We start from the raw sequence: 23,973 nt of genomic DNA, 5'->3' as shown, positions 1-23,973 counted from the left end.
CTTAAGGTTCTGTCTATGAAAGAGTCTATAAGTACCTATAACAATATGAGGCCGCACCTTAGTCTCAGGATGAAAACTCCAAATGAGGTGCATGAAAAAAGCCAACAGCTGATGCTGTTGGCTTAGTAGAAATACTGTCAACGTATTTTAGGACGAGACAAGTAATCATTAACTCAACAACACACTTAATATAAGTGTGCAAATTCTTCGATTCGACTCTTACCGCGCAATAATAAAAAGTTCAAAAAGCGGGATGTTGAGGTAGTGATTATTTTGTCTTCTTCCACATCATGCTTTTCAAGGAGCGCTATGGCGAGATCTACACGCCCTATATCTTCACAAAAATGGGCATCTGAGCCTGTCGAGAAATAAACCCCGACTTGCTTTCCAATCTCCACAATCTTAGAACAGCGTACATCACTCCCCTTGCGGCTTTTTCCCGTCAAAGAGGTATTGTTCACCTCAATCGCCACATTGTGCTGTTTAGCACACTCGAGCACGGCTCGAATATCAAATGGGTAATTTGGGTTACCAAGGTGCCCAAGCACATCAACCTTTCCCCCCTCAATTATATTAATGAGGGCTTGGGTATGTATCTCCTCAGTGGATGGAGGAAACACAGGTTCGTGGAAGCTGGCAATAGTCCAGTCAAGGTGCTGATAGGTTGAAGGGGATAGATCTAAGTCTCCTTCAATGTTGGTGATGTTTGCTTCCACTCCACGTAGGATTCCAACATAGTGAAGAAAGCGGGGCAAAATTCTTTGATTGTTGAAAAACCAGTAGTGGGGGGCACCCGGCATTTCAGGAGCATGATCCGTTGTACAAAGAAGTTTCAGCCCCTTATGCTGTGCTGCTTTAGCGTTCTCAATAATAGTGCTGTAAGCATGGCCGCTGGCAAGAGTATGAGTGTGGCTGTCGACGACGATCTTCATAGCGACCTCCTAGAATTAATTGATATCAAAAGAACCATCTTGGTTCATATATAGAGTTAGGTCCGCTTTTACAGAATGATTTAAAACCATGTCTACATTCTTTGAATCTGAACTTTTATAAAAAGCGAGAGCCTCTTCAAGCGTTGAGCCACCACGAATCTTGCGGTTCACTAAACGCTCTTCTAAAAACTTAGGAGCGGTATCGATGAAGATGGTGAAATCAGCAAGCTCATTCAACCCACTCCATACTGGTTCATCGAGCAGAAGCCAATTTCCCTCAATCACCACAATCTCTTTTTCAACGGTGATTGCGTCATCAACTGGATCATGCAGGTTACGATCGTAGTAAGGCCACTTTGGGTCTTGAACTTTTAGCTTCTTGAGTTTGTCGATAAGAGATGTGAGGTTAAAGGTTTCGTGTGCGCCTTTAATACTACGCAGCTTTATCTTCTCTTCACCGCGGATGGTGTAATTCGAATCGAGGATCTCGTTCGGGTAATGAAAGCCATCGAAAGGCAGCACCTGCAATGGTTCAACATTTGGGATTGTGTGAGATAGGTACTCCCAGAATGCAGCTAGGGTTGATTTTCCACTGCCAGGAGGCGCAGCTAAGAATATAACCGTTCGTTCGTTCTTTTCTTGGTAAAGACGAGAAAACTTTTCAACCAATGGCTTATGAATTTGTTCGATATTGTTATCTGAAAACACAGCTTCGGTCTCAAAGCCACTGACATTTAGGGAAACTTTCATATGAAAAGCCTTAATCTAAAATTTCGTTCTCCACGGTTTCTAACAAACCTTCGCAAGCGAGCTTCAACACGGTTTTGACCAGTGACTCATAGCGAGCTTGAGAAAAGGAGTCGAATGATGAAAATTTTAATTGGTTAATCGAATCAAGATAGATGCTGCCGTCGCTCTTTGAGAGCGTCGCTTGATTAGTGATGAAGTCGTAAATGACATCATCACTAAACGAAATTGGCTCTTGTTGCTGAGCGACAAAACCGTGCATTTGGTCAAACAAGTTAATATCTGCGTAACTCTCTATTGAGATCTTACCCATCGCAAACATCAGCTTTGATACCACATCAATCTCGACCAAAGGACCATCCTCTTTGAGTAGAGGGGTCACGGCATACTCAATCACCAAAGGATCTTGAACAAATACCCTTGGTAACAAATGCTTTAACTTAACGCTAATCAGCTTATGAGATGCTTGGATAAAACAAGTGGCGGTTTCGCACTCTTCTAAGGCATCTAATAATTCGTCTTGCACCGTAATAACATGTTCCTTATTGGTCGTGGCAGCAGTGTAGCTGCCACGAAATCATCGATTACGCCGTTAGGCTAACGCCGTAGAACTCAAGCAGTGCTTTCTCTGCCAGTTCGTTCCAAACGTAGTTGTTATCTTTCAAAATTCGGTCTAGTTCGCCGAAGAACGGGTCTTGCTCTGCTAGCTTATGGAACTCATCAATTGCCGTCAGTGGCAGGTCAATATGCGGGTAGATTAGCTTTTTACCACCCGGAATATCCAGTTGATTTAGGATAGTGTGAGGTGCCGCCTCTAAGCCACCAACGTGAGTTAGCATAAATGATGGGTTGATCTTACCCGCTTCCGAAAGTTCAATGGATTCAACCATATCCCCTGTTGAACCGCCAGAGGTTCCTACAATATGCGTAGATTCATAATGCACATTGTAAAAGTTGAACGGTACTTTAAATTGCTTATCTGTTGGACCAGCAAAGAAGTTCAGGCAGCCATCGTTACCTAATAGCTCATCAGCTTGCTCAAGCACCTGTGCAACCGCTGCATACACCATGACATCGTCATAGCCATTGCCGTCATTCAGTTCTTTTAAGTACGTAACAGGGTCATCAATTTTCGCTGTGTTTACGTAATGGAGTTCAATACCATTCTCGGTCGCTTTTGATACCGGGATAAGGCTTTCTGCGCGCGAGAGACGAGCTTCATCGATATCAGTCACCACAATACGGCTTGGCTTCACAGGGCCGTTAATCGCGTAATCAATCGCGCCAATACCCATAGGGCCAGCACATGCAAGTAGCGCTAACGCTCCGCCCTCTTTGATGCCCATTTGATGTTCATACACGTATGGGGTTGTGTGGTAGCTAGCGTGGAACGCACCGATGATGCAAGACATTGGCTCTGCAAGCGATGCGTTTGCATAGTAAGAACTCTTGTATGGCAGCACACAGTCTAAATCAATCGCTACTTTAGGGATGATTGAGTACGTCGCGTTACCACCGAATGTCTCGTAGCTGTAGCCTGCTGAGTAGCCTGTTGGCAAGCCCATTGCGGGCTGCAGTACAAATGGTTCGCCCGGCTTAAAACGGTCTTGTAAGTTAGCACCTACTTCTACAATCACACCTGCGTATTCATGGCCTGTCATTACAGGTACTTCAGCAATATTTTCAGGCACACGTTTGTGGTTACTGCCGAGGAGTGCTGCTTTGTAAGTCGATAGACAGATGCTGTTTGAAACGTTTTTAACCAGCAGTTCATCATCTGAAATCTTTGGTAGATCGAAGGTTCTTAGTTGAACGTCTTTCTCACCACAAATTACCGCTGCAGTTGTTTGAACCATGATTTTATCTCCGAAAAGTGGGGCCAATACCTGACCCCAGAATATTAATTAAGCTTGCTGACCGATGGTGTCCATTAGGTTGTCTAATGCTGGGTCATGTAGGAAGTTCTTGATGGTCACCACAGGCAGGCCTGTTGCTTTGATTGCTCGACTCTCTAGACTCTCGTGGGTCACCACCACGTCCGCGTTGCTCGGCACTTTTTCGATTGCGAAGTTCTTCACTTCAACGTTAAAGCCGGCTTTTTCGAGTTTGCGCTTAAAGGTTGATGCCCCCATTGCGCTTGAGCCCATCCCTGCATCACATGCAAAGGCGACAAATTTAATGTCTTTCGCTTCTGCTTTTACCGCTGCTTGTGCTGGCGATTTTGCTGCTGCACCTTCAGCTTTCATATCTTTCATGTCTGTGATTGATTGCTCAAACTCTTCTTCAGACTCCTCTTTCTTGCTTACTTTGAGGATTGCGCTTGCGACTAAGAAAGAAACAATCGTTGCTGTTGTTACACCGGCGATGGTCGCGAAGAAGCTGCCTTTTGGTGTTAGAGCTAGGTAAGAGAAGATTGAACCTGGACTTGGACCTGCAACCAGACCAGCATCAAGTAGATTGAACGTTGCGATGCCTGTTGCCGCACCTGCAATCATCGCTAAAATCATGATTGGCTTCATTAGCACGTATGGGAAGTACAGCTCATGAATACCACCGAAGAAGTGGATGATGATTGCACTTGGTGCTGATTTCTTACTTAGACCTTGACCAAACTTAGCGTAAGCCAGAAGCATACCTAAACCAGGGCCAGGGTTAGACGCCACCATAAAGAAGATAGATTTGCCTGTTTCAGCTGCTGCTTGTAGGCCTAGTGGGTAGTAAATACCTTGGTCGATAGCGTTGTTCAGGAACAAGACTTTTGCTGGTTCATTAATAATTGCAAGTAACGGTAGGAAGCCAGTCGCTACAAGCGCTTCGATGCCCGATTTAACGAATAGGTTCGCTGCAGTTACAGCTGGACCAACAATCGCGTAAGCAAATAGACACATCAACATGCCGAAGATACCTAGCGAGAAGTTGTTTACCACCATCTCGAAACCAGAAGGGATCTTGTCTTGTAGGCGTTTATCGATTTGAACAATCACCCAGCCACTTAGTGGACCCATGATCATTGCACCAACAAACATTGGAATCTCGGCGCCGGCAATAACACCCATAGTACCGATAGCACCAGCTACAGCACCACGCTTGTCACCAACAATCTGACCACCGGTATAACCAATCAATAATGGTAATAAATAGGTAATCATCGGACCAACAAGCTCACCGAAATACTCATTCGGCATCCAACCTGTTGGGATAAATAATGCGGTAATGAAGCCCCAAGCAATGAAGGCTCCGATATTTGGCAATACCATGGCAGTCAGATGACCACCAAAAGCTTGCACTTTGGCTCTTATATTTGTAGACACGTTATATTCCTTATTTTCAAAGGTTATTATTAGTAACTTTTAATAATTTCAAGCACTTCTGCTTTTGAAGAAGAAGCAGCCAGTTTGGCAATGTTTTCTTCATCAACCAGCATTTCGCTAAGCGCTTGAATAACCTCAATGTGTGTATCTGAATCCTTTGCAGCTAATGTTAATAAGACATTGGCAGGCCCCATATCAGACCCAAAATCCACCGGGTTAGAAAAGACATGAATACCAAGTCCAGTCTTTAGTACACCTGCTTCTGGGCGGGCATGAGGCATAGCAATACCTGGACAAAGAACGTAATAAGGTCCATTATCATGCGTTGACTGAATGATCGCGTCTGCGTAGTTATCGGTAACGTAGCCCTTATCTTGTAGGTAACGAGTCGTTTCCTTAACTGCATCTTCCCACTTGTATTCAGAGTGGTTAATAACATCAATTAGGTCGTGGTCAATAAGGTCATAAAGCATAATATATCCCAGTTATTCTTTGTTCGTTTTTGTTGGGATTATTATCAATGGAAGTAGAAGAATAGAGAAATGGCAACAAAGTGAGATCCAGGTCACTTAAATATCAGAGTCAAACGATTAGTTATTCTCTACCTCTCATATTTATCATGAAATTTAATTACAATTTTATTATTAACAACAAGTCAATAGTTTAAATTTGATAGCAAGCCCAATTATAGGATTTAAATAAGATTACACAAACGTGATAAAGATCTATTTATACGTATTGACCAAGTATTAATTGTGATGATGGTTACATTTAATTTGGGCGTTTGGGTAATGTTAAGCGCTAAGATCAGTGACCAAGATCCCGTATGAAATACAAACACCACCACTTTGTAAGTGAGTAACACCTCGTTCACGCACCTATTCAGATCTGCCTCATATTGGATAATTTGGTTATCATTGGTTCAGATACGGAAAAGCCCAAAGTTATTAGCTTTGGGCTTTTCTTCTAGCGACTGTGGTTGATTACAACCGAGTGATACGACAACCGAGTCTTACAGCGTCATATGCAGAATTGGAAATGGTTTTCCCATATCATCAAGTGGTGAGCGTGATTCTACTTTAAACCCCATGTGCTGATAGAAACCTACCGCTTGTGGGTTTTGCTCATTAACGTCAACTTTGGTGGCTGCTAACTGCTCAATCGCATGTTGCAACAGCACCGTACCTACGCCTTGCCCTCGAACTTCATTCAAAACGAAAAGCATCTCGACTTTTGCATCATGGACACCCACGAAGCCAACTATCGAACCACTTTCATTTTTAACGCATTTCAAAGAAACCGCAGGGAACGCATGTTCCATGATGATAGGTTTAAAAAACTCAATATCTTCTTCTGTAATAAAGTCATGAGTTGCTCGGACCGAATTCTCCCAAACCTTAAGCATTTCTGCATAATCTTCAGGAAGCACATTTTCTATAGTCATAATTTTCTCTAGATTAAATTGAATATAAACATGTGCAGCCGCGAGCCAGTAGTCTATCAATGGTTAGGAAAACAAAACAACCGCCTTCTCTATACCATTTACTCGCTTCGCTAGCCCTATTAATCGGGCATTACCACAATACCCATGGTTTCAAGCAGTTGCTCTTGCTGCCAAGCAACGATTTTAATCCCCGATGTGTCTACCTTGCGAGGATCTAACCCTTCTAATTCAGCATGGCATAAATTAGCACCTTGCATACTAAATTGCCCCCATACATCTTCCGAGAACACGCCTCGGCTAAGATCGGACTCTTTTAGTGACGCTCCGCCAAGGTAAGTACCTATCCAGCGGTTTTCAAATAACTCACACTTCTCTAAACAAGCTTGCTCCAAGTTGGCGTATGACAGGTTACAGCCCGTAATATACGCGGAGCAAAAATACATTCTATTGCTTACCTGGTTGGCAAAGTTAGCACGAGTAAAGTTCGCCCCTTTCAGGTCACAATCACGTAACTCAATACCGTAGCAATTCGCGTTGCTAAAATTCGCCATCGCCAACTGACAGTTCTGAAAACTTGCATCACGCAAATCTGCAACATCGAAGTGGCATCCCTCAATATCGCCTTGTTCGATAAACTTACAGTTAATAAACGTTGCATCACGTAAGTTCGAACGTCTGAAATCACAACGGATAAACGTACAGGCTGTAAATGTAAGCTCTGATAAGTCTTGCTGAGCAAAATTGTGGTTATGATAAGTGCTGTTATTGGTGTCCATTTAGCCCCCTAAAGAAATTAAGCTAAGACTACCATTGCGATCTTAAGAAAACACCAAATTAAAAACGAACAAAAACAGCAACTTAAAACACCCAAATTTAGCCATTTTAAGGCACCAAACAGGCCCTTTAAGGTTGTTATTTTCGATTTATAGGATGTGCTTATCTTGAAAAAAGTTTTGTCGCTTAGAAGTGCCAATAAGAGAAAAAGTTACTTTGACGAAACGAGTCAATTATTGACCGCGTCCTAACGCGCTAGACTGGACGGTTGGTATGTTGCTCGTTACACTATTCCTCATTCTCAGCATAAAGAGTAAGAACAATGAAAGACATGCGACAAGCTATGCTCGATGCAGGATTTAGCCTTATTAATGAACACGGGTTTGCTGGTGTTGGCCTGATGAAGATCATCAACCAAGCGGAAGGCACGAAGGGTTCTTTTTACCACTACTTTAAATCCAAAGAGCACTTTGGTGAGATCCTTCTTACTAACTACTTTGATGAGCATCTCGCTAAGCTGGATGACTTTTTAAGTGATGAATCGCTTTCTCGTCGTGACCGCGTTAAAGCCTATTTCGAGTTTTGGTGTGCGTCGAAACTGACTGAAGACTTCAATATCCAATGTCTTGTCGTAAAACTGGCGGGAGAAGTATCTGGGTCTGCAAACCCGTTGCAATCGACCATGGCAGAAGGCGCAGAAAAGATAATCCTGCGTATGGCAAAGCTGTTTGAAGAAGGCAATGAGGCCGGTGATTTCACTATCGCAGAGCCCGAATCGCTATCTCGAACGCTTTATGGTTTATGGCTTGGCTCAACGCTCATGGCCGCCATGCAGCGTAACCGTTCGATTCTAAACAATGCCATGGAAGAGACTCTTCTCGCCATGAGCCCAGCCCAAGAATCGGCTGACTAGATACCCGTTACCAAATACCAAGAGGCTCGCACAATTTAGCGAGCCTTTTATCTAACTTTAAATCTAGATTGAATCCATTCACGCTTACTCCGTTACCCCAGACGAGACGGGATATTATTGGCTTTGAGTAAGCCCTTAATAACAGGGTCGATATGCTTGAAGAAGCTCAACCATCCTTCACAGAGATAATTTAACCCAGCCTCACCATCTCGGCTTTTGATGATGCGGTTTTTAGGGCACTCGCCATGGCATGCAAATTTAAACTCACAGGCTTGGCATTGTTTCGGCAGAGACTTCTGTTTGGCGAACCCAAAACTCTGCTGCTTTGGCGAGAAGGCTAAAGTTGAAAGTGCTTGTTCCTGAATATTACCTAGCTGAAATTCAGTAAAGACATAATGGTCACATGAATACACATCGCCATTGGGCTCAACCGCTAACCCTTTTCCGCAGATCTCACTCAAGGTACACATGGTGCTTTCTCTGCCCATCCACACTCCGACAAAATTTTCAAAGTACGGCACTAATACCCGACCAAAATCATGTTCGAACCATTCGTCAAAAATGGTAGTGAGGAATTCTCCCCATTGCACAGAATCGACACTCCACGGTTCAACCTCGCCTGATACGGGAATGATCGCTTGTTGGTTGCTCAACCATTTATTGTTGGTGTGAGCTTCGCGCTTATCGACGACAGGAATAAACTGCAATTGCTTCGAACCCACTTCATCGCGTAGAAAGCGATAGACCTCTAATGGATACTTTCCTGTCACATCATTCACGCAGCTTAAAGTCGCGAACTCGACGTTATGTTGCTTCAAGTAGCGAATGCCACGCATTGTTTGAGAAAAAGTGCCTTTGCCTGCACGGTTAGTTCTGTAGTGATTATGTAGGTGCTCTGGTCCATCAATACTCACGCCAATGATAAAGTCATTGTTCTTGAAGAACTCACACCACGCATCATTCAGTAACGTGCCGTTGGTTTGAAGGTCGTTGCTGATCTTACTGTGGTTAGGGCAATATTTTTTCTGCAGGGCGACGACCTTTTGAAAATATTCAATCCCCAACAAAGTAGGTTCTCCACCATGCCAAGAAAAGATGATTTCAGGCGTATTCTGCCCTTCTATATATTGCTTGATATAACGCTCTAACAGAACTTCATCCATCGTATATTGAGAGCCTTTTGGGTAATCAAGCAGCTGTTGTTTTTCTAAATAATAACAGTAGGTGCAACTGATATTACACACCGCCCAAATCGGTTTTGCTAACGCCTGAAGTTTGCTGTGTGCTTTGCCATTGAACTGCGGAACTGAACTCAAATTTGATAGCGATAATGTCGTCATGAAGAGTGCCTCGATGTAAAAGTTATTGTATTAGCTAAAACAATTCGTAATTCCTTTACACGGTGTTCATCGGCCAACCAAGCTTGATGGCATTAGGTTGGCCGAGTGGTTTTTCCTCTATTTCACGTTTTCAAACGGGTTCCACGCTTCGTCAACCGGGACGATATTTTGCGCTTTTTCGTATTCTTGATATTCAGCGACCATTTCAAGGAACAGATCTGGCATTTGGTTTCTCAAGTCATGTTGCTCAGCTGGATCTTTCTTGGTGTTGTATAAGTGCCACTCACTGTCACCGCCCATTCCCGTAGAAATTCGGATGATCTTATGATCACCTTTAAGCAGAATTCCGCTACCAAACAATTCAAATGGAATCGCATTATCGGCACTGTGCACCTCTGCCGTTTCACCTTTGAAGTAAGGCAACAAGCTCACACCACTCATCGGCGCCACTTCTCGACCTTGATATTCCGTTCCTGGATGCTCTACCTCTGCAATTTCAAGAATCGTGGCTGCAATGTCTTTCACTTGGGATAAGTCATCTGTTTGAGTTCCCGGCTGTAACGCATCTTCACCTTCTAAAAGCGCTTTGGCTGGCTTAACGATAAATGGCACACGGATACCGCCCTCTGCTGTGTAAGCTTTGTACCAAGATAGGCCACCGGTTGAAGCTCTTGCCCACTCAGGACCCAATGAAACGCTGGAGTTGGCTTTCCCTAGGTTTTCCGTCGAGTTGTCGAAATGATGAGCAGTCCACGTTCGGATCAAATCACTGATATTTTCACCGGTAATATCCGCCGCTTCTGGGCCGTTATCCGCTAGGTACATGATGTAAGTATTATCGTATTCCCCGATTTCTTTCAGGTAATCGACTATCTGACCGACTTGTTGGTCCTGCATTTCCATCATGCCCATCGCGACAGCCATTTTCTTGCCGTGCCACTTTTGTTCTTTTTCAGAGAGCGAGTCCCAAGGGCGGCTTAATGCGTTACGACCTGAAATATCGGCGTCTTTTGGAATCACGCCCATCTCTTTCATGCGTTGGAAACGATCTTCTCGAACCGAGTCCCAACCATGTTCAACGTAGTAATCGACTTTATCTTGATAAGCAGACTCAGGCGCTTGCAGTGGTAGATGAATACCGGTGAATGGGACGTAGGCAAAGAAAGGCTTGCCGTCGTCTTTCTTTCTGTCGATCATCTTGATGATCTCGTTGGTGTAAACTTGGTCTGAGTACTCGCCTTTGTAATTATCCTCAACCACTTCACCGTTGCGGTAAGTTGGCTCAACTTCGACGCCGGGAATATCCCCTTTTTGCAGCGCATCCGCTGTCGCGGCATTTTTGGCCGGGAACATCATATCTCGATTAAAGTGATTAGAGCCGCCCGCTAATATACCGTAACTCTCTTCAAAACCTCGATCGTCAGGTAAGAAGCCATCCTCGTGCCCCAAGTGCCATTTACCAGAGAGGTAAGTGTTATAGCCACTCTCTTTAAGCAGCGTTGCGACCGTAACCCCTTTCTTGGTGAGGTAACCTTCATAACCCGGCTTGCCAATCGCACCCGGATAGACAGCATAGTCGAAGGTGCCTAGCCCAACCTCGTGGCTATTTGCTCCGGTTAACATCATAGAGCGCGTTACCGATGAGGTTGGTGACGCGTGAAAGTTAGTAAACTTAACCCCCTCTTCAGCCAGCGCCATTAGGTTTGGTGTATTGGCTTCTGAGCCATAAGGCTGAGTATCGGCAAAGCCCACATCATCGCCAACAATGACAACAATATTCGGTTTTTCTGATTCTGCGGCCAGAGCAGCACTGCTTGCCGCGGCCATTGCAGTGAAGACTAAAGATTTCTTGAATGTCTGCATAAGACGTTCTCCAATTTCTGTGATTAACTTTTTCAGTAATTAACTTTTCTGCGAGTAACTTTCTCTGTGATTAACCTTTTCTGTGACTAACTTTGGTTAGAATCTGAATTAATGCGCGGCTTGCGACATCCAATGTAATAAGTCGAGCGCAGGGTCATACTCTTGAGCTGCTGCCATGCCGATCCAGATGACAGCTTCCGCTTGGCTGGCTTGAACGCCACTTCCAGAGATATACATCAACCCAAGCTGTGTTTGAGCTTCAGGGCTACCGTTATTGGCTGCGGTGACGAACCACTCCGCGGCTTTTTCATCATTCTGTTCTACGCCATCTCCGCTCAGATATAAGTAAGCGACAGAGAGCTGGGCATCCAATTGCCCTTGGTAAGCCTCATCCAACAATTGCACAACATCTTGATGCTGCTGCGATTGATCCATGGTTGCTTCATTCTCAAAGCTCTCACTTCCAAAGCTGGCCTTGGCAAAAAACAGAACAACCAAAACACCCGCCAAAATCACGGTAGTTAGACGTTTATTGAGCATTTATTTCCTCCTCGGGAATAAAGGTCACGACGTCCCTGTTGAATGAGTTAGGTGAAAAGTAAGAATGGCGCGATGATGCACAAGCTTGATAGCAATACGTTTTCAATTTTCATAATTGGCTCTCGAGTAATAGTTGTGAGTGAATCAGGGAGAGAATCATCGACTGAATTAAATGGTCAAAGAATTCAGTCGATTAAGGCAAGCACTTAAATCGCTTTCTCTATGATGGTTTCAATCGTCTGTTTCGAGATTGGGTAGAACTGAAAACAGATGTCTTTTTCAATCGCATCTGCAATGTTGCTCTTCTCTTGCTCATCAAAGTCCCAGCTGCTGAAACGCTTCATCGCACCGACACGGGTTTGGAAGTTGTTTAAGAAGTCCAACACTCTCTGGTAAACCATCTCATCGGTTCCCGCAGTGTCGACAGAGAAAGCTTGAGCTAACTTCGCCGCATTCGGCATATAGAATTCAGGCAGCGCTTCAATCACAACCGGCATCAGCACCGTGTTGGCATCGCCATGTGGAATGTGGCTAATCGCACCAAAGGCATGAGCACAGTTGTGAATCGGAATACCGCCCAAAGACGAATAAAATGCAGAGATCGCCATGGTGCTTGCTTGAAGAAGATTGCCACGTGCGGTTAGGTTTTCTGGCTCTTTCAATGCCAAGGGTAAGTTTTCAATAATCAGTTTTGCTGCCTGAATGCCGTAAGCGTCAGTGAATGCATTACTCATCGGCGAGACAATCGCTTCAACAGCGTGTGTTAACGCATCCATGGCGGTAGAACGAGTAAGGTGAGCTGGCAGCTTAGTGGTCACCGTTGGATCAAGGATCGCGATATCGGCTTCCAATCCCGATGCGACTAGGCTTGCCTTAATGTTTTCATGTTCGTTGTAAAAAACAGCAATCGGAGAGGCTTCTGCGCCCGTGCCAGCCGTTGTCGGAACCGCAATGTGTGGCACTCGAATGTCTTCATTGTTTGGCCACACATCCATATGACCGCCGCCCGCAATCACCGTACGGATATCATCTATCTGCTTATGGAATGCGTATTTCACACCTTTAGAAGCATCAATCACGCTGCCGCCGCCAACAGACAAGATCGCATCAGCATTGACGCTGTTTGCAAACTCAATTGCAGCGTTGATGTTGTCGCAAGTCGCGTCTGGCGCGATATCGGTGTACACACCAACAAGCTGAACCGCTTGTTCATTGCCTGGCTGGTTCACCTTTTCGTTTACAAACAACGCCGAGAACTGCTCAACAAAACCAAGAGACTCCAAGCCTTTATCAGAAAAGAGCACGACTCTTTGCGCACCTAAGCGACCAAAAAGAGAAGGGATATTTTCAATGCCATTCTCTTGAGCATGAACAATGGTTTTAAGTTGAAAGTTAAAATTATTGGTTGTCATGGTATTTACCTCATTTCTAGTTGATGACTAAACAATAACCAATACAAACCGGTCGGTCTAGAGCGTTAATGTCAAAGATATGTCAATTAAGATCTTTATGGATCATTGCCCCAAAACGAAAAAAGCCCGAAAATGCGGGCTGTAATCATAAGTAAGCTATTGATCATTATAGAAGTGTTATTGACTCACCCTGAGTAAGTCACAAACGGTTAACGATTAACGAAGGTGAGCTGGGACCTTACTCTTATCTCTAGTGAGGTAGTAGTACAGATAAACCAAAGAATAAACGGTCACAAAACCATCGAGCGCAAACACGCCGCTCCAGCCATAGAACCACTCATAATCGTTGATACACACGTTGTATAAGAAGATGCCAACAAACATCGACTTCTCAAATGCGCTGTAAATCATCGTCGAGGTGCGCAGCGATTTGTACTTCGCCGAGAACATCAACAACACACCAATACAGCCAACCATCACACCCCAGTGTTGATAAGTCCCCAGCAAGTACTCTTTGTTTTCCATCATGGTATCGTTGTACGAGAACAGCGTTTGCATACTCCAATCAGGCGCAAGGAAAGTAGAGAAAGCGGTTGCGGTTAAGAATCCTGTAACCATCAAATACGCTTTCATCGTTCGTTCAAAAAATCGTTCCAACATAAAAATAACCTCTTAAAATAACGTCGTAAAAATAATTTCTTATAAATAACTTCTTGTAGATAAATTGGGTAATGACAGAAATGATTTACTTGCCAAGCATGCTCATCACTGCGGTCTTTAATTCGTTGTCTTCTTTTGAAAACAGATGCTTAACTCGATGATCTAAGCCCGTTTCCAAGACTGTTTTGGCATGGGAGAAAGTAAGGAAACCTTCTTTACCGTGATAATTGCCCTGCCCTGCCCTGATTCACCAATGCCACCAAACGGCGCGTCATCAACCGCTAAATGAAAAACACAGTCATTGATACACATTCCACCGGAATGAACTTGGTGTTTAACCTGAGCTTGTAAGCTCAAATCAAAGCTCATTAGATAGAGCGCTAACGGCCTTGGTTTGCTATTGATGACTTGGAACGCCTCTTCGATATTGCTATACGTAATCAAGGGTAATAGTGGGCCGAAAATCTCTTCGTTCATCACCTTGGATGACAGGCTTGGTTCAACAATCAGATGTGTCACCAGTCGTTGGCAATCTAAGTCCATCGCTTCGTCATGGCAGGCCACTGTTCGAGTTCCAGCTTGTCGTTCTTCATTCAACAAACCAACTATGCGGTCGCATTGACGAGGATTGATTAGGGACGTCAAACTCTCGGAATACACCCCTTCATCGAACAGCAATTGGTACTGTTTTTTATACTCTTGAATGAAAGATTCAACTTTCCCTTCAGGTAGCAATACATAGTCAGGAGCCACACACACCTGCCCGTTATTAAGGCTCTTACCATAAATGATTCGCTCAACCGCGATATCAATTGGCATGTCTTCTGCAACGATAACTGGTGACTTACCACCTAGCTCTAGCGTGACTGGAGTTAGCGTGTCAGCCGCTGACCTCATCACTTGGCGACCCACTTGGGTTGACCCCGTAAACAGAAGATGATCAAACGGCAACGCCGAAAATGCGGCTGCGATTTCTACCTCACCTTCAACCAAGCACACCTCATCGGATTGGAAGACTTCCGCCAATAGCGCTCTTAATACTTGGTTCGTCGCTGGGGTAAATTCACTCATCTTGATCATGGCGCGATTGCCCGCTGCCAACGCCGAAATAAGCGGGCCGACGGATAACATGATCGGGAAGTTCCACGGAGCAATGATCCCGACAACGCCTTTGGGTTGATAAACCACTTCAACACGAGAGGTTGAAAGCAAAGGGCCGGAATGACGAATCGAAGATGTCGACCAATGAGGTAAACACTCAATGCTGTGATCAATATTTCCGATGCAAGGCAATATGTCGGTCATCAAAGTGTCTTGTCGACTGCGGTGACCATAGTCCTCACTCACGGCTGAACACAAACGATCTGTGTAATCGATAAGCGCAGATTTAAGTGCAAGCAACTGCTCAATTCTCACCGATACCGCTGGCATCGGGTTCTGTGCAAAAGCTCCCTGCATGTTGTTCAACGTCATGGTCATTTGTGTTGGCGTCAATTCGTATTTCATACATCACCTCGTGGTTAAGATGAGCACACAATAATACAAAGCAGACCGGTCGGTCTATACTTTTATTGTCAGAGAATCGTCAATGCATTTTTGAATACAAATAAATAGGGTGGTTACAACGTAGGGTCAAAACCCAGGGCGATTTAAAATAGGAGGGTGTAACGAACAGGCGGTATAACGAGAAATCTCACATGGTGAGATCAAAAATGGCCGCTTAATGCGACCATTTAATAACTCTTTAAGTTTTTGTTTTAAATAAATAATTTAAAACTAACGTTAGCTTTTGGCTACGTTTGCAATGCCTTCAAGCTGAAGCACTGGAGCGGCGTCGATGTCTTCTGCGTTCATCATTGCTGATACACGCTGCATCGAAGAAAGCAGTAAGCTTTGCTCCCACGTCTCTAGGTTTTGGAATTTTTTCACGAAGTTATCTTGCAGCGGCGGTGGCGCATTGTTTAGCAACTCTTGACCTTTTTCAGTCAGGTTCGCGTGTACTTTGCGGCGGTCCGATGAACTGCGTACTCGTTGTACATAGCCATTTAACTCAAGACGGTCGATGATCGTCGTCGTCGTTGCTTGGCTTACATTGGTCTGATTAGACAATTCTTTGATCGTCACATTACCCATTTCTTGGATTGCTCTCATTAAGATTAATTGAGGGCCAGTCAAACCATACTCTTTACTCAGCTTCTTCGAGTGTAAATCGATAGCGCGAATAATTTGGCGAATGGCGACCAGGATTTCGTCATGTTTGTCCAAGATGCAGACCTTTGTACTAATATACTGTGAATGGTTTTACAGCGTCGAAGCGATGAAATGTCTCGAGTGATTACGTCACGCGCGCTCGAATTACACTGTAAATTGATAAATTACTTCATTGATTTTTCCGCATTGTACTGATGTTCATACTATTCTCAATCTTTTCTATACCACTAAACTTGCGTGGTACGGCACTTTTGCTTAATGAAGGGGGAATGAAAGCTTCAATGAAGACAAAAATAATGAACCAGAGAATACAAACTCAAAGAATAATATATTTTAATAATCATAGAGGTAGAGAGATTTAATCCTCTCCACCCAATAAAAAACCAGCCTCAATAGCTAAGCTGAAAAACGAAATTTTACGCAGCGGTATTCATCTGAAAGTTACCCGTTAGCGCGTTGTAAAACTCGCTGTTATCCAAAATCCCTACCAATTGATTATTTTCAACCAACAGAATTGGGTGGTTACTGATCTGCTTAAGCTTAATCGCATCACGCATACCAATCTCCGGGCTTGTCACTACCACACTAGACGCGTTAATCGCGGTTAGGTCGTCAGACTCGCTCCACTCAACAAGCGCCAAGGTAGATTCACCTTTCACCGATAAAGCACCTTCATTCTGTTCAATCCAGAGATCTTTAGAATCGCAGATCTTCCAGCTTTCATTCTCTTGCGTCAGTGAATCAAGAGGCTGCATTAAAGAACGACCTTTAAGCACATTCAATGGATTGGTGTGAGCAACGAAGTCTTTTACGTATTCGGTTTTTGGCGTCAGTACGATCTCTTCAGGCTTACCGTGTTGAATCAGTTTGCCTGACTCCATGATCGCAATGTTATTACCAATCTTCAGCGCTTCGTCTAAATCATGACTCACGAACAAAATCGTTTTGTTAAGCTTGTTTTGCAATAAAATTAGCTCATCTTGCAACTGCGCACGAATCAGCGGATCAAGCGCTGAAAACGGTTCATCCATAAGAAGAATGTCTGTATCCATCGCAAAGGCACGCGCTAGACCAACACGTTGCTGCATACCGCCAGAAAGCTCATGCGGATACTTGGTTTCCCACTCTGCCAAACCCACCATTTCAAGTTGTTCACGCGCTTTAGCACGACGAACATCTTTGGCTACGCTTTGCATTTCTAGACCAAACGCCACGTTATCTAACACGTTTAACCAAGGCATTAGGGCAAATTTTTGGAACACCATAGAAACGCGGTGAGTACGAAGATGACGCAAGGTCGCTTCGTCGCACTGTTCACCTAAATCAACCTGCTTGTCTCCATCTTTGATCGCCAATGAGCCACGGCTGATCTCATTCAGGCCGTTAACTGCGCGAAGCAAAGATGATTTACCAGAACCAGACAACCCCATCAGCACACAAATCTCGCCTTCTTCAACGGTCAGCGACACATTATCTACGCCAACCACTTGGCCAGTCTCATCAATGATCTCTTGGCGAGTTTTACCTTGGTCGAGTCGCTCAAGCGCTTGTTTCGATTTATTACCAAACACAACATCGAGATTCTTAATGGTAATCGCGTCCATTGTCTTTTTTTCCTGAGAGTTAGACATGATTAAGCTTCCTTCTGGTTTGGTGTTTTGCACAAGCGGTCAAGGATGATTGCGACTAATACAATCGCTAATCCAGCTTCAAAACCTTGTGAGATGTTCACTGTGTTCAATGCACGAACAACAGGTTTACCAAGTCCGTCAGCACCGACAAGAGCGGCGATAACCACCATCGAAAGCGACAACATAATACATTGGGTTACACCCGCCATGATGCTTGGTAGAGCCGCCGGTAATTCGACCTTCATCAGCAATTTCATGCGGCTGGCACCAAACGCTTTACCCGCTTCAATCAACTCTTCAGGCACTTTAGTGACGCCTAAGTAGGTTAAACGAATCGGTGCAGCTATCGCGAAAATAATGGTAGAGATTAAGCCAGGAACAATACCCAAGCCGAATAGAACCAGAGTTGGAATCAGATAAACGAAAGTTGGGACTGTCTGCATCAAATCAAGGATTGGACGCAAAACTGTATAGAGCCAAGGACGGTGAGCAGCCATGATGCCAACCGGTACGCCAATTAATACGGAAATCGTTGTCGCCGCAAAGACGAGAACAAAGGTTTCCAGCATTTCTTGCCAATAGCCGAGGTTAAGAATAGTCAGCAGCGCTGCGACCACAAAGATCACTAGCGAAGGTTTACGGTGTAAGTACCATGCAATCGCAGCAGTCATCACGATTGGCAGTGCAGGCGGCATCCACTTAAATACATCGACTAAAAACATAATGACGGTTTCTAGAAAAATCGAAATAGCGTCAAAGAATCCTGCTGCATTGATTGTTAGCCAATCAACACCCGCTTCCATCCATTGTCCGACAGGGATTTTGTTTTCCGTAATAAAATTCACAATATTGCCTTTTATTATGGGTGGGCTACTTCAAACCAATCGATAAATTGGCAAGCCCACCTTTATTATTTATGTAGCTGTTGAGATAGGTAGAACTAAGCTTTAACTTGCTTTAAGTATTCAGTAACGGCTTGAGTCGCTGATTCACCTTTATGCGTTTTTACGTTGTCTAACCAAGCTTCAACTTGTTGAGGGTTCTTGTTCAACCATTGTTGAGCCGCTTTTTCTGGCTTCACTTTTTGGTTAAGAATCTCTTCCATCAACTGGTTTTCCATCTCTAGAGTGAATTCTAGGTTTTGTAGAAGTTGACCGACATTTGCACACTCAGACAGGTAGTTTGAACGAACGTTAGTGTAAACATTCGCGCCACCGTAGTTAGGGCCAAAGAAGTCGTCACCACCTGATAGGTATTCCATTTCAACATTGCTGTTCATTGGGTGCGGAGCCCAACCAAGGTAAACAATCCATTGGCTACGACGTGCTGCACGTGATACTTGAGACACCATGCCCGCTTCACTTGATTCCACTAGGCTGAAATCTTTCAAGCCAAACGCGTCAGAATCAATCATTGATTGGATTAAGCGGTTACCGTCGTTACCCGGCTCGATGCCGTAGATGCGGTCTTTAAATTTGTCGGCGTGTTTTGCTAGGTCGGCGAAGCTTTTTACACCTGAGTCGTACACGTATTTTGGTACGGCTAGCGTGTATTTTGCGCCTTCAAGGTTGGCACGAACGGTTTCAACCGTGCCCTCTTCACGGTACTTAGCAATATCGCCTTCCATGGTTGGCATCCAGTTGCCTAGGAATACGTCAATATCGCCGTTCGCCATTGAAGAGTATGTCACCGGTACTGAAAGTAGGTCGGTTTTGGTTTTGTAACCAAGGCCTTTTAATAGTTCAGAAGTAACGGCGGTTGTTGCGGTAATGTCAGTCCAGCCTACATCAGCGAAGCGGACGTTTTCACATTGCTGTGGTTCAATAGAAGCGTTAGCACCAAATGCAAATGAACTGATGGCTAATGTTGCTAATACCTTTTTTGTAGCGGTTTGTTTATGTTGAGTCGTCATAATGATTCCTTTTTATCTTTCCTTTTTCTGCCCTAACTCATACTAATCAGGGCAGTTTTGCTGACTTTTGACTAATTTTGGTTGTTACTTTTTATTATTTTTATCTCAATAACAGAGGCTTACGCTTCTCTTACTGGTTTATTGATTCTTTGCTTCTCTTGCCATTCAGGTGCAATCCACACTGGAACGTCCTGCTCTTTGAGCATTGGCTTACCCAAAATCAAATCGGAAGCACGCTCAGCCACCATAATGGTCGGGGCGTTCAAGTTTCCGTTCGGAATAACAGGGAAAACAGATGAGTCAACAACGCGCAGATTATCAATGCCGCGAACGCGACACTCTTCATCAAGCACTGCCATTGGATCATCATCAGCGCCCATTTTGCAGCCACATGAAGGGTGGTACGCACTTTCCACGTTCTGTTTAACCCATTCGTCGATTGCTTCATCGGAAGTCACACTTAGACCCGGCTGAATCTCTTCACCTCGGTAAGCATCCATTGCTGGTTGAGACAAAATCTCACGCGTTAGACGAATACAATCGCGCCAATCTTGGCGGTCTTGCTCAGTCGAGATGTAGTTGAAAATGATCTCTGGCTTGGCATGCGGATCAGCAGAAGTGATCGCAACCGTACCGCGACTTTCTGGCTTATTAGGCCCAACGTGTACTTGGAAACCGTGACCATCAAAGGCCGCTTGTCCGTCGTAACGCATCGCTGCTGGCAGGAAGTGATATTGAATGTTTGGCCACTTCAATCCTTTACGAGAGCGAATGAACGCACACGATTCAAAGTGGTTAGTAGCACCCAGACCTTTGCGAGTCAGAATCCATTCCGCGCCAATCATGCCTTTGCTCACCAAGCCAAGCTTGCTGTTGAGTGTGATCGGTTCGTTGCAGTGATATTGGAAGTACACTTCTAGGTGATCTTGAAGGTTTTCACCGACACCGCTTAGTTCGTGTTTAACTTCAACGCCAGCCTTTTCAAGCACCGCTTTCGGGCCGATACCAGAAAGCTGCAGCAGTTGAACAGAACCGATAGAACCCGCAGAAGAGATCACTTCTTTGTTCGCCACAGCCACCTGGGTATTTCCTGACTTTTCAAACTCGACACCAACCGCTTTCAAGCCTGATTGACCTTCTAAGTCTTGTGCTTCAAGTAAGAAACGACGCGCCACGATACCTTTCTTCAAGGTCAGGTTTGAACGCTTCAATGCTCGACGTAAATAAGCGTTAGAGGTTGAGGCTCTAACACCCTTGTCTACCGTCATATGCATAGTGCCGAAGCCTTCTTGCTGGTAGCCGTTGTAATCGTTGGTTTCTGGGTAACCAGCGTCTTTACCTGCATCGATGAATGCTTGGTAAAGCGGGTTAAGCTCCATATCGTTACCATTACAAGTGCCGACAGGGCCATTGTCTCCACGGTATTCATCACCGCCTTTGTTCCATGATTCAGCACGGCGGAAATAAGGTAAGCATGCTTGGTAGTTCCAACCCGCAGCGCCCTCTTCTTCCCATTGGTCGAAGTCACAAGCATGACCACGCACGTAAACCATGCCATTGATTGATGAACTACCGCCTAACACTTTGCCACGTGGGCAGTGCAGTTCACGTCCATCAAGGCCCGGTTCTTTCTCTGTTTCAAATTGCCAAGCGTACTTTTCAGTATTCATTGGGTAAGAAAGCGCGGTTGGCATCTGGATAAAAATGCTCTTATCCGTACCACCCGCTTCCAGTAATAAAACGCTATGTTCACCGCTTTCCGTTAGCCTATCCGCTAACACACAGCCGGCCGAACCCGCGCCGACGATAATATAATCGTAGCGTTGTTCCATGTTTTGATTTCCCTGAGATGAGTCAGTAGGGCTAGCTCTGTTAAGCTAACCCATAAAATTGAGTGTTACGCGTTAGGCATAAGGGCTGGCGTAGTCGCCAAGTTCAATAAGAATGCTCTTAGTCTGCGTATAGTGAAGTAGGGTTTCTGGTCCATTTTCACGGCCAATACCCGAAAGCTTGTAACCACCAACCGGCATTTCTGCAGGTGAGTCACCCCACGTATTAACCCAACAAATACCAGCCTGCATTTGATGGATCACGCGGTGAGCACGAGAAAGGTTTTGCGTGAACACGCCAGCCGCTAGGCCATATTTGGTGTCGTTAGCGCGGCGAATCACATCGTCTTCGTCCGTAAACTTCAACACTGACATCACAGGGCCGAAGATCTCTTGCTGAACGTGAGGCATGTTGTCTTCGCAATCCACAAACACGGTTGGGATAACAAAGTTGCCGTTTTCGAGGCCGTTATCTGTCACTTGATAGCCGCCCGTCAGCAGGGTTGCACCCGACTGTTTTGCTAGCTCAATTGCTTCAAGGACTTTTGAAAGGTGTTCTTTAGAAATCAACGCGCCGATCTGAGTCTCCATGTCCATTGGGTTACCAATGATCAGCTTCTCAGTGCGTGTTTTAAGTTGATCGATGAATGCGTTGTAGATATTTTTGTGTACATAAACACGGGTACCGTTAGTACACACTTCGCCTTGAGTGTAGAAGTTTGCGACCATCGAAGCCGAAACTGCATCATCCAATTTCGCATCATCAAACACGATCATTGGTGACTTGCCGCCAAGTTCCATGGTGACTGATTTCAGTGTCTTAGCGCTATCCGACATTACCGCTTTACCGGTACCGGTTTCACCTGTGAACGACACTTTCGCGATATCTGGGTGCGCCGTTAGCATTTGACCTACTCGGTAATCGCCCTGAACCACGTTAAACACGCCATCAGGAAGACCAGCTTCAGTAAAGATCTCTGCAAGCTTTAGAGCTGTGAGCGGCGTCTCTTCTGAAGGCTTGAAAATCATCGCATTACCCGCAGCGAGTGCTGGAGCCGATTTCCACATCGCAATTTGGATAGGGTAGTTCCACGCGCCGATGCCCGCACAGATACCTAGCGGTTCGCGGCGTGTGTAGAAAAATTGAGATTCACTCAGCGGCTGTTGGTCGCCTTGTAGCGTTGGAGCCAAGCCAGCAAAGTATTCAATAACATCAGCGCCAGACGCCACGTCCACTTCAATTGCTTCTTGCAGCGGCTTGCCCGTATCAACAACCTCAAGGTTTGCAAGGTCATCATTTCGAGCTCTAAGTATTTCCACTGCCTTCAACAGAATGCGGCTGCGTTCCACAGCGGTCATTGCAGACCATACCGCAAACCCGCGTTTCGCAGATTCAATAGCACTGTCGACATCTGCTGAAGATGCTTGGCCTAAGGTCGCGATAGGTTCACCGTTGGCAGGGTTAATGCTATCAAAGGTTTCACCAGAGGTTGCTTTAACCGCTGCGCCATCGATGTATAACGAGTTCATTTCCATTTGAGATTCTGACTTAATTATTGTTATTAGACTCTACTGGTCTAGTTTGAATTTTGGGTGTAAGTATTGGTCGTTCTAGTGCTGTTCTAGTTCTAACACTGCGTTCTATTTGGTACTGCACGAGTAGAACGTCAGTTGTTTATCTAGATAATCATTGATGATGGCACGCGCCTTTTGAGCATCGATACCATCTGGGTTTAGTGTGCCTCTCAGCCACAAACCATCAATCAGAGACGCAATCCCGTGAGCAACGAGATCCGCTTGTTCATGATTCAAAATACCCTTCAACTCAAGACGTAAGTGTGAAATCAAACGTTTTTCATTCACACGTTGCAGTCTTTTCAGCTGCTCGTCATGCATTGAATATGACCAAAATGCCAACCACGCCTTCGCGACCTTATTTTCAGCTTGGTAACCTTCGAAGTTACCATCGATGATCGCGTTAATTCTCTGTTGGTGAGCATCAACAGGAAGTGCTTTTAGTGACGTGGTGATGGTATTGGAAAGTTGACGAAGGATTTCACGCATGGTCTCTTCGAGCAGCCCATGCTTTCCACCAAAATAGTGATTAATAATGCCAGTGGAGACTCCCGCTTCTTTGCTGATCAACGCAATACTCGCGGCATGCAAACCCACTCGATCAATCACCGTCATGGTGGCTTGAACAAGCTGTGGTTTACGTATATCAGGCATCCCAACCTTCGGCATTTCTCAGTCCTTTTATTTTATATTGAACGTTCAGTTAAATATAAAATGACAGAAATTTAGTTAGGGTTCAAATTATTATTTAAAACAAACTCGTAACAATGCAGCATTCAAAACAACAAAAATCATTATAGAACAACAGCTTAAATATCATTTAGAGCACTAACGAAAACAATTAAAGATTTGAGGTGTGATAGTTATTGGTCAAATGTT

The 23,973-nt window shown here is 44.7% G+C and carries 21 protein-coding genes and 1 pseudogene; 1 reads left to right on the top strand and 21 read right to left on the bottom strand.

The features are described from left to right. Positions 1-185: 185 nt before the first annotated feature. The 8 genes from AB4138_RS18770 to AB4138_RS18735 form a co-directional block, all read right to left on the bottom strand. Positions 186-932, bottom strand: coding sequence for a phosphatase (locus AB4138_RS18770; protein ID WP_372074845.1), 747 nt, complete (start codon positions 930-932; stop codon positions 186-188). 15 nt (positions 933-947) lie between these two features. After that, complete coding sequence (locus tag AB4138_RS18765; protein WP_017065845.1) at positions 948-1,682, bottom strand: nucleoside/nucleotide kinase family protein; 735 nt, start codon at positions 1,680-1,682, stop codon at positions 948-950. A gap of 10 nt (positions 1,683-1,692) precedes the next feature. Then, entirely contained in the window at positions 1,693-2,205 is a 513-nt protein-coding gene (locus AB4138_RS18760; protein ID WP_017065193.1) for an MltR family transcriptional regulator, read from the bottom strand. 58 nt (positions 2,206-2,263) lie between these two features. After that, complete coding sequence (locus AB4138_RS18755) at positions 2,264-3,535, bottom strand: zinc-binding dehydrogenase (protein ID WP_017065192.1); 1,272 nt, start codon at positions 3,533-3,535, stop codon at positions 2,264-2,266. A 48-nt stretch (positions 3,536-3,583) separates the two neighbouring features. Then, positions 3,584-4,990, bottom strand: coding sequence for a PTS mannitol transporter subunit IICB (locus AB4138_RS18750; RefSeq protein WP_372074844.1), 1,407 nt, complete (start codon positions 4,988-4,990; stop codon positions 3,584-3,586). 29 nt (positions 4,991-5,019) lie between these two features. Continuing rightward, positions 5,020-5,463: a PTS sugar transporter subunit IIA gene (locus AB4138_RS18745; protein WP_017065190.1), complete on the bottom strand. Its 444-nt coding sequence runs from the start codon at positions 5,461-5,463 to the stop codon at positions 5,020-5,022. Positions 5,464-6,002: 539 nt separating this feature from the next. Beyond that, positions 6,003-6,434, bottom strand: a complete 432-nt coding sequence (locus tag AB4138_RS18740) for a GNAT family N-acetyltransferase (RefSeq protein WP_017065189.1) — start codon at positions 6,432-6,434, stop codon at positions 6,003-6,005. Positions 6,435-6,553: 119 nt separating this feature from the next. Then, positions 6,554-7,210: a Qnr family pentapeptide repeat protein gene (locus AB4138_RS18735; RefSeq protein ID WP_372307260.1), complete on the bottom strand. Its 657-nt coding sequence runs from the start codon at positions 7,208-7,210 to the stop codon at positions 6,554-6,556. A 320-nt stretch (positions 7,211-7,530) separates the two neighbouring features. Between AB4138_RS18735 and AB4138_RS18730 the strand changes: the two genes are divergently transcribed. Next, positions 7,531-8,121 carry a TetR/AcrR family transcriptional regulator gene (locus AB4138_RS18730; RefSeq protein ID WP_102458015.1) on the top strand — a complete coding sequence of 197 codons (591 nt, stop codon included), beginning with the start codon at positions 7,531-7,533 and terminating at the stop codon, positions 8,119-8,121. A gap of 92 nt (positions 8,122-8,213) precedes the next feature. On the opposite strand, the gene AB4138_RS18725 is transcribed toward AB4138_RS18730, so the two are convergent. The 13 genes and pseudogenes from AB4138_RS18725 to betI form a co-directional block, all read right to left on the bottom strand. Next, a complete protein-coding gene (locus AB4138_RS18725; protein WP_372307258.1) occupies positions 8,214-9,461 on the bottom strand; it encodes an anaerobic sulfatase maturase in 1,248 nt (415 codons plus the stop codon). Positions 9,462-9,578: 117 nt separating this feature from the next. Beyond that, a complete protein-coding gene (locus tag AB4138_RS18720; protein ID WP_372307255.1) occupies positions 9,579-11,324 on the bottom strand; it encodes an arylsulfatase in 1,746 nt (581 codons plus the stop codon). A 108-nt stretch (positions 11,325-11,432) separates the two neighbouring features. Continuing rightward, positions 11,433-11,864 carry a tetratricopeptide repeat protein gene (locus AB4138_RS18715; RefSeq protein ID WP_372307252.1) on the bottom strand — a complete coding sequence of 144 codons (432 nt, stop codon included), beginning with the start codon at positions 11,862-11,864 and terminating at the stop codon, positions 11,433-11,435. Positions 11,865-12,070: 206 nt separating this feature from the next. Continuing rightward, a complete protein-coding gene (locus tag AB4138_RS18710) occupies positions 12,071-13,276 on the bottom strand; it encodes an iron-containing alcohol dehydrogenase (protein WP_102496315.1) in 1,206 nt (401 codons plus the stop codon). A gap of 216 nt (positions 13,277-13,492) precedes the next feature. After that, positions 13,493-13,936: a hypothetical protein gene (locus AB4138_RS18705; protein ID WP_136978631.1), complete on the bottom strand. Its 444-nt coding sequence runs from the start codon at positions 13,934-13,936 to the stop codon at positions 13,493-13,495. Positions 13,937-14,021: 85 nt separating this feature from the next. Continuing rightward, positions 14,022-15,442, bottom strand: a pseudogene (locus AB4138_RS18700) (coniferyl aldehyde dehydrogenase). Between the two features lie 276 nt (positions 15,443-15,718). Continuing rightward, positions 15,719-16,201: a MarR family winged helix-turn-helix transcriptional regulator gene (locus AB4138_RS18695; protein ID WP_004732429.1), complete on the bottom strand. Its 483-nt coding sequence runs from the start codon at positions 16,199-16,201 to the stop codon at positions 15,719-15,721. A 362-nt stretch (positions 16,202-16,563) separates the two neighbouring features. Then, positions 16,564-17,778: a choline ABC transporter ATP-binding protein gene (choV, locus tag AB4138_RS18690; protein WP_372307249.1), complete on the bottom strand. Its 1,215-nt coding sequence runs from the start codon at positions 17,776-17,778 to the stop codon at positions 16,564-16,566. Positions 17,779-17,780: 2 nt separating this feature from the next. Continuing rightward, a complete protein-coding gene (gene choW / locus AB4138_RS18685; protein ID WP_009845976.1) occupies positions 17,781-18,623 on the bottom strand; it encodes a choline ABC transporter permease subunit in 843 nt (280 codons plus the stop codon). Positions 18,624-18,718: 95 nt separating this feature from the next. Continuing rightward, on the bottom strand, positions 18,719-19,690 hold the full coding sequence (locus tag AB4138_RS18680) for a choline ABC transporter substrate-binding protein (protein ID WP_171733156.1): 972 nt from the start codon (positions 19,688-19,690) through the stop codon (positions 18,719-18,721). A 119-nt stretch (positions 19,691-19,809) separates the two neighbouring features. Continuing rightward, the gene (gene betA / locus AB4138_RS18675) at positions 19,810-21,522 is read right to left on the bottom strand and encodes a choline dehydrogenase (protein ID WP_371725499.1); all 1,713 of its coding nucleotides are present in this window, start codon (positions 21,520-21,522) and stop codon (positions 19,810-19,812) included. A 72-nt stretch (positions 21,523-21,594) separates the two neighbouring features. Further along, positions 21,595-23,055, bottom strand: a complete 1,461-nt coding sequence (gene betB / locus AB4138_RS18670; RefSeq protein WP_372307245.1) for a betaine-aldehyde dehydrogenase — start codon at positions 23,053-23,055, stop codon at positions 21,595-21,597. A gap of 105 nt (positions 23,056-23,160) precedes the next feature. Beyond that, the gene (gene betI, locus AB4138_RS18665; RefSeq protein ID WP_048610022.1) at positions 23,161-23,763 is read right to left on the bottom strand and encodes a transcriptional regulator BetI; all 603 of its coding nucleotides are present in this window, start codon (positions 23,761-23,763) and stop codon (positions 23,161-23,163) included. Between the last annotated feature and the right edge of the window lie 210 nt (positions 23,764-23,973).

It is taken from the genome of Vibrio sp. 10N.286.52.C3, from assembly GCF_041468865.1.
Lineage (GTDB): Bacteria > Pseudomonadota > Gammaproteobacteria > Enterobacterales > Vibrionaceae > Vibrio > Vibrio crassostreae_C.
This window is presented reverse-complemented; position numbering and strand designations above follow the sequence as displayed.

Coding starts and splice junctions, on each gene's coding strand:
- AB4138_RS18770 (WP_372074845.1), bottom strand. CDS start 932: ATGAAGATCGTCGTCGACAGCCACACTCATACTCTTGCCAGCGGCCAT.
- AB4138_RS18765 (WP_017065845.1), bottom strand. CDS start 1,682: ATGAAAGTTTCCCTAAATGTCAGTGGCTTTGAGACCGAAGCTGTGTTT.
- AB4138_RS18755 (WP_017065192.1), bottom strand. CDS start 3,535: ATGGTTCAAACAACTGCAGCGGTAATTTGTGGTGAGAAAGACGTTCAA.
- AB4138_RS18745 (WP_017065190.1), bottom strand. CDS start 5,463: ATGCTTTATGACCTTATTGACCACGACCTAATTGATGTTATTAACCAC.
- AB4138_RS18740 (WP_017065189.1), bottom strand. CDS start 6,434: ATGACTATAGAAAATGTGCTTCCTGAAGATTATGCAGAAATGCTTAAG.
- AB4138_RS18735 (WP_372307260.1), bottom strand. CDS start 7,210: ATGGACACCAATAACAGCACTTATCATAACCACAATTTTGCTCAGCAA.
- AB4138_RS18730 (WP_102458015.1), top strand. CDS start 7,531: ATGAAAGACATGCGACAAGCTATGCTCGATGCAGGATTTAGCCTTATT.
- AB4138_RS18725 (WP_372307258.1), bottom strand. CDS start 9,461: ATGACGACATTATCGCTATCAAATTTGAGTTCAGTTCCGCAGTTCAAT.
- AB4138_RS18720 (WP_372307255.1), bottom strand. CDS start 11,324: ATGCAGACATTCAAGAAATCTTTAGTCTTCACTGCAATGGCCGCGGCA.
- AB4138_RS18715 (WP_372307252.1), bottom strand. CDS start 11,864: ATGCTCAATAAACGTCTAACTACCGTGATTTTGGCGGGTGTTTTGGTT.
- AB4138_RS18710 (WP_102496315.1), bottom strand. CDS start 13,276: ATGACAACCAATAATTTTAACTTTCAACTTAAAACCATTGTTCATGCT.
- AB4138_RS18705 (WP_136978631.1), bottom strand. CDS start 13,936: ATGTTGGAACGATTTTTTGAACGAACGATGAAAGCGTATTTGATGGTT.
- choV (WP_372307249.1), bottom strand. CDS start 17,778: ATGTCTAACTCTCAGGAAAAAAAGACAATGGACGCGATTACCATTAAG.
- AB4138_RS18680 (WP_171733156.1), bottom strand. CDS start 19,690: ATGACGACTCAACATAAACAAACCGCTACAAAAAAGGTATTAGCAACA.
- betA (WP_371725499.1), bottom strand. CDS start 21,522: ATGGAACAACGCTACGATTATATTATCGTCGGCGCGGGTTCGGCCGGC.
- betB (WP_372307245.1), bottom strand. CDS start 23,055: ATGGAAATGAACTCGTTATACATCGATGGCGCAGCGGTTAAAGCAACC.
- betI (WP_048610022.1), bottom strand. CDS start 23,763: ATGCCGAAGGTTGGGATGCCTGATATACGTAAACCACAGCTTGTTCAA.